Source organism: Streptomyces sp. A2-16 (assembly GCF_018128905.1).
Taxonomy (GTDB): Bacteria; Actinomycetota; Actinomycetes; order Streptomycetales; family Streptomycetaceae; genus Streptomyces.
The window spans coordinates 563,672-577,863 of the sequence record NZ_CP063808.1; the positions used below are offsets into that span (position 1 = coordinate 563,672).

Below are 14,192 nucleotides of genomic sequence, written 5' to 3' on the forward strand. Positions count from 1 at the left end.
TTCGGCGGCCGTTCCGATTCCTGATGTCGTGTGAACGCAACGGGGTGGCTGTGTTTTTACGGGGCGGGGCACCACGGTTCGCCTACTCGCGGTAAGTTTCTGGCCATGCCACGTGGACGTCACCGCCATTCCCCGCCCTTGCACAGGCTGCTGCCTCCGTCGGCGATCGCAGGCGTCTCCCTTGTCTGCGCCTTCGGTCCCTGGGTGTTCTCGCAGCAGGCCGTGCTGCGCGTGATAGCCGCGGTCGCCGCGGCGGTCGCGATCGTCGGGGCGGCCGTCATGCGCCGTTGGGACGGACAGGCGGGCAAACAGGTCGCCGACCTTACGCGCGCGCGTGCGAGCGACGAGTGGCGGCACGAGGAGCGGGTCGCCGAACTCGAGACCGACCTCGAGGAGTCGCGTGAGCTGCGGGTCAAGCTGGAACAGCGGCTGCGTGCCAAGCGCGCGGAGCTGGCGGGCCTGCGCAACGAACACGCGGCGCTGCTGCGGCGCTACGCCACCGCGGAGACCGAGCGGGCGAGCGCCCTGGAGGGCCGACGGCTGCTGGAGATAGAGGCCGCCCCGGCGCACGAGCTGCCGCCGGGGGAGCAGGCCGAGGCGGCGGCCGCCGAGGACGGGGCCGAGGTGGAGACCGAGGCGACGGAGACTCCCGGTGCGTCGGTGGGATCCGGTGCGTCGGAGGCGCCGGAGGCTTCGGACGAGCAGCCGGAGCGGCCCGCGATCTTCTCCCCGGAGGGGTCCCGGCTGTTCCTGCGGGCGAACGCGGCGCTGAAGCGGCTCGACGAGGGCGGCGAGGCCACGGAGATAGACGGGACCACGGACGCGGAGACCGGCGCGGAGTCCGAGACGGCGGTCGCCGCCGGGACGGACACGGACGCGGATGCCGAGGCCGAGACGGACTCGGAGGCCGAGGCCGAGGTCGGGGCCGGCTCCGAGGCGGATCCCACGGGCGGCCCCAAGAACCTGGACGGCGCCAAGCACGGACCCGAGGCCGGTTTCGAGGGCTCGAAGGCGATCCGCAGGGACGTCCCGGCCGAACCCGAGGCCCAGACCGTGAGCGCCGGGTCCGCCGCGGCGAACGCCGCCGGTACCGAGGCGGAGGCCGCGCAGGAGGACGAGGCGCGGGGGAAGCCCGAGGCGGCCGACGGGCATGAGCGCGCGGCCGCCACCACCACGGCGAGAGCCGCCCAGCCGCAGCAGCCCGCCGGGCACTTCATAGCGCCGACCGCGGTGGCGGTCGTGCCCGCGGCTCCCGTGCGGCGGCCGCGCGTCGAGGGCGGGTTCGACTTCTTCGGCACGAAGGCGGGGGCCTCGCGGGACGCCCTGGAGGCCGTGCAGAACGAGGACCTCGCCGACGTCGTCGGCCAGGAGGCCCTCGCCCTGCACAAGGCCGAGGCGGAGGCGGACTTCAAGCCGGCCGACGAGGAGTCGCGGGGCGTCGGCCAGGTCATCGACCTGACGGCCCACGACGAGACGGAACAGATCAACCTGCAGGGACTGCGCAGCGCGGTCTCCTGACGGACGTACGGACGCGCGCGAGGGGCACGGTTCCTCGCGAGGGGCACGGTCAGACCATCCAGCGGTCGGGCCGTGCCCCCTTTCGTCCCGTCCGTGACCTCTCCGCCTGCGCCCCGAGCAGCTCGGCGGCCTCCTGAGCGTCCCTCAGGCGGGCCGTGACGGTCTTGTTCGCCCCCGTGTCCACATGCACGTCGGCGACCCGCCACAGCCGCTCCCAGGGCCCCTGCGCGAGCCGTACGCTCTGGACCTTCGCGTGCGGGACGAGCGCCAGGCTCCGGCGCAACAGCCCCTGACGGGAGGCGAACACCGCGTCGGTGACGGCGAGTCCGTGGCCGCGCCACCACACGGGCACGCACCGCCCGGCCCGCCGCGGGGGCCGCGACAGCGCCGACGGCGGCGGCACGGTCACTCCGGGCAGCACGCGCGCGATGACGGCCTCGGCGACCTCGCGCGGAGCGACCGGCACCAGCACGGAGTTGGACGAGCCGGCCACGTCCAGCTCGACCCGCACCCAGCCGCGCCGCCGCCACAGCAGCGGCTCCACGATCCGCACGGTCTGCACCCGCCCCGGCGGCACGGTCTCGTGGGTGCGGTCCAGGAGGCCGTGGTCGATGCGCAGCCCGTCCGGGGACTCGCCCACCGTCCAGTCGTACTCGCTGACGAACCGCCCCACACTGCTCGCGCCCGCCGCGCCGAGCAGCGGTACGGCGGTGGCCAGGACCGTCCACAGGCTGTGGGTGGCCCACCACAGCAGCGGCGGTACGACGAGGGCGGCGACCAGGCTCACCCAGGTGGCGCCCGTCAGCACGAGGGAGAGTGCGAGATCACGCGCGGGCGTGCGCATCAGCTCACGCGCCGGAGCCTCGCCGACCTCGTGCGCCGTCTCGGGGGCGAACCCGGCGGCGCGCGCAAGGAGTTCCGCGCGCAGCGCCCGCGCCTCGCGCTCCCCGAGGAAGGCCAGTTCGTCCTTCTTGTCGGTGCCGACGACGTCCAGCCGGAGCTTCGCGACACCCGCCACGCGCGCGAGGAGCGGCTGGGTGACGTCGACCGCCTGGATCCGCTCGAGGCGGATGTGCGCGGTGCGCCGGAACAACAGGCCGGTCCGGATGCGCAGTTCGGTGTCGGTGACCGCGAAGTGGGTGAACCACCACGTGAGGAAGCCGTACAGGGCGGCGGCGGGGACGACGACGGCGAGCGCGATCAGCAGTGTGGTGGTCGTCAGCCGGGTCAGCTGGCGCTGCGCCTGGTCGGGGTCGTGCACGGCCCATCCGATGACGACGGCGACCGGCGCCCACGCCCGCCTGAGCGGCGTTATCGGATGCAGGCGCCGCTCGGGGACGGGTTCCCGCTCCGGCTTCTCCGCTACGGCGTCGTCGACGCCCGGCGCCGTCACAGGCCCGCCGATCGGGCCTCGCCGAGCTCGGTGAGCCGGTCGCGCAGCCGCTCCGCCTCGGCGGGGTCGAGGCCGGGGATGGTCGCGTCGGTCGCCGCGGCGGCGGTGTGCAGCTGGACGCTGGCCAGCCCGAAGTGCCGCTCCACGGGCCCGGACGTGACCTCCACCAGCTGCATGCGGCCGTACGGCACGACGGTCTCCTCGCGCCACAGCACACCCCGGCTGATCAGCAGGTCGTTGGCGCGCTCGGCGTAGCGCCAGGAACGCCAGTTGCGGCCGAGCACCACCCAGCCCCAGCAGGCGAGGCCGAGCGGCAGCAGCGCGAACGCCGCCCACACCGGCCCGCAGAGCAGACCGAGCAGCAGACCGAGGCCGACGGTGAGCAGTCCCAGCCACACCACCAGCAACATCCGCCGCATCCGCAGCAGCCCGGGCGGCAGCCCGATCCACACCGGATCGCCGTCCGCCACCTCTGTGTTCTGCCCGCTCCCCGTCTCCATGTGGCCAGCGTACGTAGGAGAGACTGTGTCCATGACTCCTACGACGGAGACCACGGTCGGCATCGGCGGCGCCGCGGAGAGCACCGACATGGTGCTCAACATCGGCCCGCAGCACCCGTCCACCCATGGCGTGCTGCGCCTGAGGCTGGTGCTGGACGGCGAGCGCATCATGAGCGCGGAGCCGGTGATCGGCTACATGCACCGCGGTGCGGAGAAGCTCTTCGAGGCCCGCGACTACCGCCAGATCATCATGCTCGCCAACCGCCACGACTGGCTGTCGGCCTTCTCCAACGAGCTGGGCGTGGTCCTCGGTGTGGAGCGCATGCTCGGCATGGAGGTGCCCACGCGCGCGGTGTGGACCCGCACGCTGCTCGCCGAGCTCAACCGGGTGCTGAACCATCTGATGTTCCTGGGCTCGTATCCGCTGGAGCTCGGCGGCATCACCCCGGTCTTCTACGCGTTCCGGGAGCGGGAGGTCCTCCAGAACGTCATGGAGGAGGTCTCCGGCGGCCGGATGCACTACATGTTCAACCGCGTCGGCGGCCTCAAGGAGGACCTGCCGGCCGGGTGGAGCACACGCGCGCGTGCGGCCGTCTCCGCCGTGCGCTCGCGCATGGACCGCTTCGACGACCTGGTCCTCGGCAACGAGATCTTCCGGGGCCGTACCAGGAGCGTGGGCGTCCTCGCCCCGGAGGCCGTCCACGCGTACGGCGTGAGCGGGCCCATCGCGCGCGCCTCGGGCGTCGACTTCGACCTGCGCCGCGACGAGCCCTACCTCGCGTACGGCGAGCTCCAGGACACCCTGAAGGTGGTGACCCGCCAGGAGGGCGACTGCCTCGCCCGCTTCGAGGTCCTCCTGGAGCAGACCCACAACGCCCTCGACCTGGCCGACGCCTGTCTCGACCGGCTCGCCGAGCTGCCGCCCGGCCCGATCAACCAGCGGCTGCCGAAGGTCCTCAAGGCACCCGAGGGGCACACGTACGCGTGGACCGAGAACCCGCTCGGCATCAACGGCTACTACCTCGTCAGCAAGGGCGAGAAGACCCCGTACCGGCTGAAACTGCGCTCGGCCTCGTACAACAACATCCAGGCCCTGGTCGAGCTGCTCCCTGGCACGCTGGTGGCGGACATGGTGGCGATCCTGGGGTCACTGTTCTTCGTCGTCGGGGACATCGACAAGTAGGCCGGCGAGGGGTCCGTCCGCGGCTCCGGGGGCCATGCCGACCGGCTGGAGCAGCCAGCCGAAGTCGCCGAGCCCGCCCGCCGCGGTGAGCTCGGCGGCCTCTCCGGCGCGCGCCAGGGCGCGGACGTACTCGGCGGGGTCCGTGGAGGCGAGCGCGAGCGCGGGGCGGGCGCCCGCGATGCCCAGGGCGCGCAGGGCGTCGCGCTGGGGCAGCACACGCCCTCCGGGGAGCGCGCAGGCGTCCAGCGCCACATGGGCCGTGAGGTCGCACGATCCGTCCGGTACGGGTGCCGTGCCGCGCCCCTCCCGAAAGCCGGTGAGCGTCCCGAACAGGGGGCGCGAGGACACCGTGTGCGCGTAGTCGACGGCGACCGCGAGCCCCTGGGCGAGTGTCGCGACCGCCGACGCCCACGCCCGGTCCCGGGGCAGTCCGATCTCGGCCCGCAGCCCCTCCTCGGCCGGCAGCGGCCACCACCGGTCCAGCCACTCGGCCTCCGCGCCGGCGACCGGCTCCCCGAGACGTTCGCGACCGTCGCGCCGTACGAGAACCCGTCGCGGCACGCCGTCGGAGTCCGTCTCGGCGATCTCCAGGGGGACGTTGTCCAGCCATTCGTTGGCGAACAGCAGCCCGGTGATGTTCTTCGGGGGCTCGGGCAGCCACTCGATCCGGTGATCGAGGGAGGCGGGGCGGCCGGCGACGTCGACGGCGTACACGCGCGTGCGGGCGCTCACCTCGGCGGGCAGCGCCGTGAGGACGCCGGTGGCCAACTCGCCCCGCCCCGCGGCCATGTCGACGAAGTCGAGCCGGGGCGGCCGGCCGAGCGCCTCGTCGAGGCGGCACAGCAGCCGGGCCACGGCCTCGGCGAACAGCGCGGAGGCGTGCACGGACGTACGGAAGTGTCCGGCCGGCCCCTCCGGCCTGCGGTAGAAGCCCTCCGGGCCGTAGAGGGCGACCTCGGCGGCGGCCCGCCAGCCCGTCCAGTCACCCGTCGGCCCGGCCGTAGTGTCATCGGTCACGCCGTCAGGCTAGGGGCACAGGCGAACAGGGCCTCCACCTTGGGGAGTACGCGCGGGCGGTACGGATCGGTCCTCCGGTTGACCCCTGCACACATCACGCTTCCCTACGCTGGGTTACGTGCAGCGCCTCTATGACTTCCTCCGCAGGCACCCGACAGGGGTCGACGTCTTCTGGGCCGTCTTCCTGTTCGGGATCTCGCTCGCCAGCGAAACCGCCCGGCAGGAATCCCGGGGTACCGATTCCCTACTCGCGATCATCCCGGTGGTGCTGCTCCTGTGCCTGGTCGTCGCGCTGCGTCGGCGCATGCCGGAGAAGATGCTCCTGCTGGCCGTCGGGCTCGGCGTGGTGCAGCTCGCGCTGGACGTGGAGACCACGAGCGCCGACTTCGCCTTCCTGGTGATCGTCTACACGGTGGCCGCCACGGGGGCCCGCTGGGCCTCCAGACTGGCGCTGACGGTCGGCCTCTGTGCGGCTCCGGTAGCGCAGATGCGGTGGTGGAACGAGAACACCAGCGGCCTCGGCAACGTCGCCCTCATGATCTTCCAGGCCGTGCCGTTCGCGCTGGCCTGGGTGCTCGGCGACTCGATCCGCACCCGCCGCGCCTACTTCGCCCAGCTGGAGGAGCGCAACGCCCGCCTGGAGAAGGAGCGCGAGGCGCAGGCCAAGGTCGCCGTCGCCGCCGAGCGCGCCCGGATCGCCCGCGAGCTGCACGACGTCGTCGCGCACAACGTGTCCGTCATGGTCGTCCAGGCCGACGGCGCCGCCTACGTCCTCGACGCCGCGCCCGACCAGGCCAAGAAGGCCCTGGAGACCATCTCCTCCACCGGCCGCCAGGCCCTCGCGGAGATGCGCCGCCTGCTGGGTGTGCTGCGCACCGGAGAGCACCAGGAGGGCGGCGAGTACGTCCCGCAGCCCGACGTCGAGCAGATCGAGGACCTCGTCGAGCAGTGCCGCGGCTCCGGGCTCCCCGTCGACTTCAAGATCGAGGGCACCCCGCGCCCGCTGCCCAGCGGGGTCGAGCTGACCGCGTACCGCATCGTGCAGGAGGCGCTCACCAACACGCGCAAGCACGGCGGACCGAACGCGGGCGCGAGCGTGCGCCTGGTCTACTTCGACGACGGCCTCGGCCTGCTCGTCGAGGACGACGGCAAGGGCGCCCCGCACGAGCTGTACGAGGAGGGCGGCGCCGACGGCGCGGGCCACGGCCTGATCGGCATGCGCGAGCGCGTCGGCATGGTCGGCGGCACCCTGGACGCGGGCCCCCGCCCCGGCGGAGGATTCCGCATCAGCGCGCTGCTGCCGCTCAAAGCAGCGCATTGACACCGACGCACGCCCCCTGTTGACACCTGTCACGCCCCCTGGCGACATGCCGTACCAACCCGAGGAAACGGAAGAGGCCCGATGACGATCCGCGTGATGCTCGTCGACGACCAGGTGCTGCTGCGCACCGGGTTCCGGATGGTGCTCGCAGCCCAGCCGGACATGGAGGTCGTCGCGGAGGCGGGGGACGGTGTGGAGGCCCTCCAGGTGCTGCGCTCGACCGCCGTGGACGTCGTCCTGATGGACGTCCGCATGCCCAAGCTCGACGGCGTGGAGACCACCCGCCGCATCTGCTCGGAGCCCGAGCCGCCGAAGGTGCTGATCCTGACCACCTTCGACCTCGACGAGTACGCCTTCTCCGGGCTGAAGGCGGGCGCCTCCGGCTTCATGCTCAAGGACGTGCCGCCGGGCGAACTGCTCACCGCGATCCGTGCCGTGCACAGCGGTGACGCCGTGGTCGCCCCCTCCACGACCCGGCGCCTGCTCGACCGGTTCGCGCCGATGCTGCCCGCCACCGGCAAGGAGCCCCAGCACAAGGAGCTGGAGCGGCTCACCGAGCGCGAGCGCGAGGTCATGGTGCTGGTCGCGCAGGGGCTCTCCAACGGCGAGATCGCGGCCCGGCTGGTGCTGTCCGAGGCGACGGTGAAGACCCATGTCGGCCGCATCCTGACCAAGCTCGGCCTCCGGGACCGGGTCCAGGTCGTGGTCCTCGCCTACGAGACGGGGCTGGTGCGGGCCGGCGGGCAGGGCTGAGAGACCGGGGCCCGGGAGCGGCTACCTCAATATCCCTTCCAGGAAGTCGCTGCCCAGCCGCGCCACCACGGTGACGTCCAGCTGGTGCAGGACGTACCGGCCGCGGCGGCGGGTGGTGATCAGGCCCGCCTTCTTCAGGACGCTCAGGTGCCGGGATATCTCCGGGGCGGTCATGCCGTGCACCTGAGCGAGCTCGCTCGTGGTGTAGGCGCTGCGGGCCAGATGGCGGCACAGACGCATCCGGACGGGGTGGGAGAGCGCGGTCAGCCGCAGGGCCAGCTGCTCGACCGAGGGCGGCGAGGCGAGCTCGGGGGAGCCCACCGGGTAGTGCAGGGCGGGCTGCCAGCCGTACCGGTGCAGGACGCTCAGGTGCGGCCAGCCCAGGCTCGTCGGGATCAGCAGCAGGCCGCCCTCCGCGGTGGCGCTGTGTCCCGTGCCCAGCTTGTCGACCGTGACGCGGCCCTTCGCCTCGTCGAGCCGCACCGCCGGCGACACCGCGGTCAGCGCGTCCGCGAGACCCTTGCGGCGCAGCAGATCGGTCTTGTGACGGGCGTCCGCCGCCAGTTGGTGGCGCAGCCGGGACCAGGTGTCCGCGAAGAATGCCTCCTCGCAGTCCTCCGCGAACTGCCGGAACCAGGCCCGGATCCGCGGCGGGTCGGCCAGCAGCCGCTCGGCGAACCGCACCTGCCGGGGCCCGCGCGAGGCGGCCAGCTCCAGCGCCCGCCGGTGCAGCGCGCCGTCGGAGAGCACACTCGGGCCGTGCGAGCAGTACGGCAGGGCGCAGGTGAACTCCAGGGCCGCGTCCACGAACTGCTCGTCCGTCAGCTTGTCGAGCAGGTCCAGGTCCTCCGCCATCGAGGCCCCGGGAAGCGTGGTCCGGCCCGCGACACCGGCGAACGGCATGAACAGGTCCGAGAACGTCGTCCGCCACAGGAAGTCCGCCTCGCACATCCGGTCGGCCAGATGCGGGTCGAGGCGGGCCGTCACGCCCGTCACCCAGGCCTGGAGTCCCGGATGGTGCCCCGGTTCGGCCAGCGCGTGCAGCGCCATGCCGAGCTCGGCCAGGGGGGAGGGCACGACGGCGACCCTCTCCGGCCGCAGCCCCGCGATGTCGATGTGCACGCTCATGACCTCATGGTGCACCCCGCCACTGACAACGCCGCCGTCGATTGACGACGGCCGTCAATCGACGCGACGCGGCCGCCGCTCGCGGCTCAGCCTGGAGCCATGAGCCTCACCCAGCAGCACCTTCTCGACACCCACCGGGCCCGGCACCTCGGCACCCCCGTCCCGCCCGCGCCCGGCACCCACGACGCGCGGGTCGTGCGCGAACTGCGCGAGTACCGGCGGTTCCGGGCGGTCCTGGCGGGGCGGCCGGCCCGGGGGCGGATCCGGCAGGCGCTGTGCCGGTGGCTGTACCGGCAGGCCCGTCCCGGCTGCTGACCCTCAGCCCGTGACCTCCCGCAGCCGGGCGACGAAGTCGACGGCCGCCGCCTTCGCGTCCGCCGCCGTCCACTGTAGGGCGGCGGCCCGGACGTAGACCTCGGTCATGGACAGGCCCGGCCCCTTCTCGTCCCAGGGGTTGATGAAGAGGGCCGTCCTCGTTTCCTCCGACTGCCGGATGGCGGCCTCGGAGAGCTCGTCGACGCCGTACGGCAGCCAGACCTGGAAGTCGCAGGTGTACGGCACCTCGGGGGCGACCTGGGCCCACGGCAGCCCGGCCTCCGCGAACCCCTCGCGCAGCGCGGCGGCCACCACGCGCGCGTGGGTCACGTACTCGGGCAGCCTGGGCAGTTCCCGCTCCAGTCCCGCGAGGGCCGACAGGACGGTCGGGAACTGCTGGAAGACCGCGCCGCCGTACCGGTGCCGCCAGGTCTTCGCCTCCTCCACGAACGCTCTCGGTCCGGCCAGGGCGGCCCCGCCGAAGGCGTCGAGGGACTTGTAGAACGACACGTAGACGCTGTCGGCGAGGTCCGCGATCTCGTGAAGGGGGCGGTCGAAGTGGACGGTGGTCTCCCACAGGCGTGCCCCGTCGAAGTGCACCACCGCGTCCCGCTCGCGCGCCGCCGCCACGACCTCGGTGAGCTCCTGCCAGGTGGGCAGCACGTAACCGGCGTCCCTGAGGGGCAGCTCCAGCATCAGTGCCCCGAAGGGCTCCTCGAAGCCGCGTATCTCGTCGGCCGTGGGCTGGCGCGGTTCGCTCGTCACCCGGACCGGGCGCAGACCGGAGACCTCCCGGAACGCGTTGCGCTCGTGCACCTCGGGGTGGGCCAGGGCGTGCAGGGCGACGGTGGGGTTGCCGGTGCGGCCCGCCCAGCAGCGCAGCGCCACCTGCTGGGCCATCGTGCCGGTCGGGAAGAAGGCGGCGGCCTCCTTGCCGAGGAGACCCGCGACCTTCTCCTCCAGGGCCGCGACGACGCCGTTGCCGTAGAGGTCGGCCGGCTCGTCCAGGTCGTGGAGCGCGTCCGCCCCGTCGAGCAGAGCCAGGCGCTCGCGCAGGGGTGCGAGCAACCCAAGGCGCGCCAGCGTGCGCTCTGCCTTGTGATAGGCGCTGATGCGCCGTGCGCGGCGGCGCAGAAGCCGTTCCTCCTCCGTGAGCTGCTCCGGCACGTCGGCCGCTGTGACCTGCTCGGGTCGTCCCTCGTCCGCCGCCTGTCCGGCGCTCTGCTCCGCTGTGTCACTCATGCGCGGATCATCTCGTGCGGCCGCGCGCACGGGCACGCCGATTTCCGGCACGCACGGCCCACGGAAACCCACAGCCTGTGGACAACCGGACGCCCCTCGAACCAATCGCGTTAACATGACGAGAAATCGTCCGGTACCCAGATGCGGACTGGAACGGGAAGGCCGCCGTCGAGTGAGTACAGCCCAACAGCCAGACAGCAAGGACCGCCCCGCGCGGCTCACCGTCGGTGTCGTCGGCGCCGGCCGCGTGGGCCCCGCGCTCGCCGCGTCCCTCCAACTCGCCGGGCACCGCCCGGTGGCCGTCTCCGGGGTCTCCGACGCCTCCCGGCGGCGTGCCGAGCTGATGCTCCCGGGCGTCCCGCTCGTCGCTCCCGCGGACGTCCTCCAGCGGGCCGACCTGGTGCTGCTGACCGTCCCCGACGACACCCTGCCCGGGCTCGTCGAGGGCCTCGCCGAGACCGGGGCCGTGCGGCCGGGACAACTGCTCGTGCACACCTCCGGGCGGTACGGCGCCAGGGTGCTGGACCCCGCCCTGCGCGCGGGCGCGCTGCCGCTGGCCCTGCACCCGGCGATGACCTTCACCGGCACCCCCGTGGACGTCCAGCGCCTCGCGGGCTGCTCCTTCGGCGTCACCGCGCCCGAGGAGCTGCGGCTGGCCGCCGAGGCCCTCGTCATCGAGATGGGCGGCGAGCCCGAGTGGATCGACGAGGAGATGCGGCCGCTGTACCACGCGGCCCTCGCCCTCGGCGCCAACCACCTGGTCACGCTCGTCGCCCAGGCCATGGAACTGCTGCGCTCGGCGGGCGTCGAGGCCCCCGACCGGATGCTCGGCCCGCTGCTCGGCGCCGCCCTCGACAACGCCCTGCGCTCCGGCGACGCGGCCCTCACCGGACCTGTCGCGCGCGGAGACGCCGGCACCGTCGCCGCGCACGTCACGGAACTGCGCAAGCACGCCCCGCAGACCGTCTCCGGCTATCTGGCGATGGCCCGCGCGACCGCCGACCGGGCGCTGGCACACGGACTGCTGAAGCCGGAGCTCGCCGAGGACCTCCTCGGGGTACTCGCCACCGGAACCGACGGCGCCGAGGGAGACGCCCGATGAGCACTGCCCTGCTGCGCACCGCCGACGAACTGCACGCACGCCCGCGCGTGGGCCGCCGGGCCGTCGTGATGACCATGGGCGCCCTGCACGAGGGCCACGCCACCCTGATCCGCACCGCGCGCGAGATCGCCGGACCGGACGGCGAGGTCGTCGTCACCGTCTTCGTGAACCCCCTCCAGTTCGGGGCGGGCGAAGACCTCGACCGCTATCCGCGCACCCTGGACGCCGACCTCAAGATCGCCGAGGAATCCGGCGCGGACGCCGTCTTCGCGCCCTCCGTCGACGAGGTCTACCCGGGCGGCGAACCCCAGGTGCGCATCAGCGCCGGCCCGATGGGAGAGCGCCTGGAGGGCGCCTCGCGCCCCGGCCACTTCGACGGCATGCTCACCGTCGTCGCCAAGCTGCTCCACCTCACCCGCCCCGACATCGCCCTCTACGGCCAGAAGGACGCCCAGCAGCTCGCCCTGATCCGCCGGATGGTGCGCGACCTGAACTTCGGCGTCGAGATCGTCGGCGTGCCCACCGTGCGCGAGGAGGACGGCCTGGCCATGTCCAGCCGCAACCGCTACCTCAAGCCCCGGGAACGGCGCACGGCACTCGCGCTCTCCCGCGCCCTGTTCGCGGGCCGTGACCGGCACGCGGCACAGGAGGCGCTGCGTGCGCGGGCCCGCGAAGTGCCCGCCACACACGCGCGTGCCGAGGCCCTGAGCGCCCTCGGCGAGTCCCGCGCGGCCGCCGACGCGCACGCCGTCGCCAAAGCCCTGCCGGGCGCCCCCTCGGCCGTCCGCGCGGCCGCCCGCCTGGTCCTGGACGACGCCGCGCGCCAGGACCCGCCGCTCGCCCTGGACTACCTCGCACTCGTCGACCCGTCCGACTTCGGCGAGATCGACGACGACTTCACCGGCGAGGCCGTCCTCGCCGTCGCCGCCCGGGTGGGGACGACCCGGCTGATCGACAACATCCCCCTCACCTTCGGCAAAACCTTCGGAGCCGCCTCGTGACCAGCACAGGCATACGACTGCACGCGCCCGCCCCCGGGTGGTCCATCGACGCGGACGTCGTGGTCGTCGGCTCCGGCGTCGCCGGACTGACCGCGGCCCTGCGCTGCGAGGCCGAGGGCCTGCGGACCGTCGTCGTCACCAAGGCCCGCCTCGACGACGGCTCCACCCGCTGGGCGCAGGGCGGCATCGCCGCGGCCCTCGGCGAGGGCGACACCCCCGAGCAGCACCTGGACGACACCCTGGTCGCGGGCGCGGGCCTGTGCGACGAGGAGGCCGTACGGATCCTCGTCACCGAGGGACCCGACGCCGTACGCCGCCTGATCGCGACCGGCGCCCACTTCGACGAGTCCGAACAGGGCGACCTGGAGCTCACCCGCGAGGGCGGCCACCACCGCCGCCGGATCGCGCACGCGGGCGGCGACGCGACCGGCGCCGAGATCTCCCGCGCGCTCGTCGAGGCGGCCCGCGCGCGGGGTGTGCGCACGATCGAGAACGCGCTCGTACTGGACCTCCTGACGGATGCCGAGGGCCGCACGGCCGGGGTGACCCTGCACGTCATGGGCGAGGGGCAGCACGACGGCGTGGGCGCCGTGCACGCCCCCGCTGTCGTCCTCGCCACCGGCGGCATGGGCCAGGTGTTCTCCGCGACCACCAACCCGTCCGTGTCGACGGGCGACGGCGTGGCGCTCGCCCTGCGCGCGGGCGCCGAGGTCAGCGACCTGGAGTTCGTGCAGTTCCACCCCACCGTGCTGTTCCTCGGCCCGGACGCGGAGGGCCAGCAGCCGCTCGTCTCCGAGGCCGTGCGCGGCGAGGGCGCCCACCTGGTCGACGCCGGCGGGGTGCGCTTCATGGTCGGGCAGCACGAACTGGCCGAGCTCGCGCCCCGGGACATCGTCGCCAAGGGCATCATGCGCCGCATGCAGGAGCAGGACGCCGAGCACATGTACCTCGACGCCCGGCACTTCGGCGCCGACATGTGGCGGCACCGCTTCCCGACGATCCTCGCCGCCTGCCGCGCCCACGGCATCGACCCCGTCACCGAGCCCATCCCGATCGCGCCCGCCGCCCACTACGCCTCCGGCGGGGTGCGCACCGACTCCCGGGGCCGTACCACCGTCCCGGGCCTGTACGCGTGCGGCGAGGTCGCCTGCACCGGTGTGCACGGCGCGAACCGGCTCGCCTCCAACTCCCTCCTGGAGGGCCTGGTCTACGCCGAGCGGATCGTCGCCGACATCGCGGCGAGCCGCGCCGGTCTCCACGCGCGCGTGCCCGCCCCCGTCGAGCGCCCCGAGCGGCCCGCCCACCCGCTGCTCGCCCCCGAGGCCCGGTTCGCGATCCAGCGGATCATGACCCAGGGCGCGGGCGTGCTGCGCTCGGCCGAGTCCCTGTCCAAGGCCGCCGGCCAGCTGCAGCAGCTGCACACCGACGCCCGCGACGCCCTCGCCGAGAACGGCAAGACGGCCGAGCCCGGCGTCGACACCTGGGAGGCCACCAACCTCCTGTGCGTGGCCCGTGTCCTGGTCGCCGCCGCCCTGCAGCGCGAGGAGACCCGGGGCTGCCACTGGCGCGAGGACCGGCCCGAGCGCGACGACACGGCATGGCGCCGCCACATCGTCGTACGACTCAATCCGGACCGGACCCTCGCCGTGCACACCACCGATACCGCAGACTTCCCCCCGACCCGGCAGCACCCTCAGGAGCAGTGACAGCAGTGACAGC

At 73.6% G+C, this 14,192-nt stretch carries 13 protein-coding genes; 8 read left to right on the top strand and 5 right to left on the bottom strand.

Annotated elements, in window-relative coordinates:
* Positions 1–105: 105 nt before the first annotated feature.
* On the top strand, positions 106–1,518 hold the full coding sequence (locus IOD14_RS02685) for a hypothetical protein (protein ID WP_212669563.1): 1,413 nt from the start codon (positions 106–108) through the stop codon (positions 1,516–1,518).
* Positions 1,519–1,567: 49 nt separating this feature from the next.
* Here the strand turns inward: IOD14_RS02685 and IOD14_RS02690 are convergent, their stop codons facing one another.
* Entirely contained in the window at positions 1,568–2,911 is a 1,344-nt protein-coding gene (locus tag IOD14_RS02690) for a PH domain-containing protein (RefSeq protein ID WP_212669564.1), read from the bottom strand.
* Positions 2,908–3,411, bottom strand: coding sequence for a PH domain-containing protein (locus IOD14_RS02695; protein WP_212669565.1), 504 nt, complete (start codon positions 3,409–3,411; stop codon positions 2,908–2,910). The genes IOD14_RS02690 and IOD14_RS02695 overlap by 4 nt, the downstream gene beginning before the upstream one ends.
* Positions 3,412–3,442: 31 nt before the next feature.
* Between IOD14_RS02695 and IOD14_RS02700 the strand changes: the two genes are divergently transcribed.
* Positions 3,443–4,594, top strand: coding sequence for an NADH-quinone oxidoreductase subunit D (locus tag IOD14_RS02700; RefSeq protein ID WP_212669566.1), 1,152 nt, complete (start codon positions 3,443–3,445; stop codon positions 4,592–4,594).
* Here IOD14_RS02700 and IOD14_RS02705 read toward each other — a convergent pair.
* A complete protein-coding gene (locus IOD14_RS02705) occupies positions 4,559–5,611 on the bottom strand; it encodes an SAM-dependent methyltransferase (protein ID WP_212669567.1) in 1,053 nt (350 codons plus the stop codon). The genes IOD14_RS02700 and IOD14_RS02705 overlap by 36 nt on opposite strands.
* A 118-nt stretch (positions 5,612–5,729) precedes the next feature.
* On the opposite strand from IOD14_RS02705, the gene IOD14_RS02710 reads away from it, so the two are divergent.
* The gene (locus IOD14_RS02710) at positions 5,730–6,932 is read left to right on the top strand and encodes a sensor histidine kinase (protein WP_212669568.1); all 1,203 of its coding nucleotides are present in this window, start codon (positions 5,730–5,732) and stop codon (positions 6,930–6,932) included.
* 81 nt (positions 6,933–7,013) lie between these two features.
* Positions 7,014–7,685 (top strand): response regulator transcription factor, encoded by a 672-nt coding sequence (locus tag IOD14_RS02715; RefSeq protein ID WP_123990856.1) that lies wholly within the window; start codon positions 7,014–7,016, stop codon positions 7,683–7,685.
* Positions 7,686–7,706: 21 nt separating this feature from the next.
* Here the strand turns inward: IOD14_RS02715 and IOD14_RS02720 are convergent, their stop codons facing one another.
* On the bottom strand, positions 7,707–8,813 hold the full coding sequence (locus IOD14_RS02720; protein WP_212669569.1) for a DUF5937 family protein: 1,107 nt from the start codon (positions 8,811–8,813) through the stop codon (positions 7,707–7,709).
* Positions 8,814–8,912: 99 nt separating this feature from the next.
* Between IOD14_RS02720 and IOD14_RS02725 the strand changes: the two genes are divergently transcribed.
* Complete coding sequence (locus IOD14_RS02725; protein WP_212669570.1) at positions 8,913–9,128, top strand: hypothetical protein; 216 nt, start codon at positions 8,913–8,915, stop codon at positions 9,126–9,128.
* A 3-nt stretch (positions 9,129–9,131) separates the two neighbouring features.
* On the opposite strand, the gene IOD14_RS02730 is transcribed toward IOD14_RS02725, so the two are convergent.
* Positions 9,132–10,370, bottom strand: coding sequence for a beta-eliminating lyase-related protein (locus IOD14_RS02730; protein ID WP_212669571.1), 1,239 nt, complete (start codon positions 10,368–10,370; stop codon positions 9,132–9,134).
* A gap of 172 nt (positions 10,371–10,542) precedes the next feature.
* Between IOD14_RS02730 and IOD14_RS02735 the strand changes: the two genes are divergently transcribed.
* From IOD14_RS02735 to IOD14_RS02745, 3 genes are read left to right on the top strand one after another with little or no spacing between them, the layout of a single operon-like run.
* Entirely contained in the window at positions 10,543–11,472 is a 930-nt protein-coding gene (locus IOD14_RS02735; protein WP_123990860.1) for a DUF2520 domain-containing protein, read from the top strand.
* On the top strand, positions 11,469–12,473 hold the full coding sequence (gene panC, locus IOD14_RS02740; RefSeq protein WP_212669572.1) for a pantoate--beta-alanine ligase: 1,005 nt from the start codon (positions 11,469–11,471) through the stop codon (positions 12,471–12,473). The genes IOD14_RS02735 and panC overlap by 4 nt, the downstream gene beginning before the upstream one ends.
* Positions 12,470–14,179 carry an L-aspartate oxidase gene (locus IOD14_RS02745; RefSeq protein ID WP_123990862.1) on the top strand — a complete coding sequence of 570 codons (1,710 nt, stop codon included), beginning with the start codon at positions 12,470–12,472 and terminating at the stop codon, positions 14,177–14,179. The genes panC and IOD14_RS02745 overlap by 4 nt, the downstream gene beginning before the upstream one ends.
* Positions 14,180–14,192: the final 13 nt, after the last annotated feature.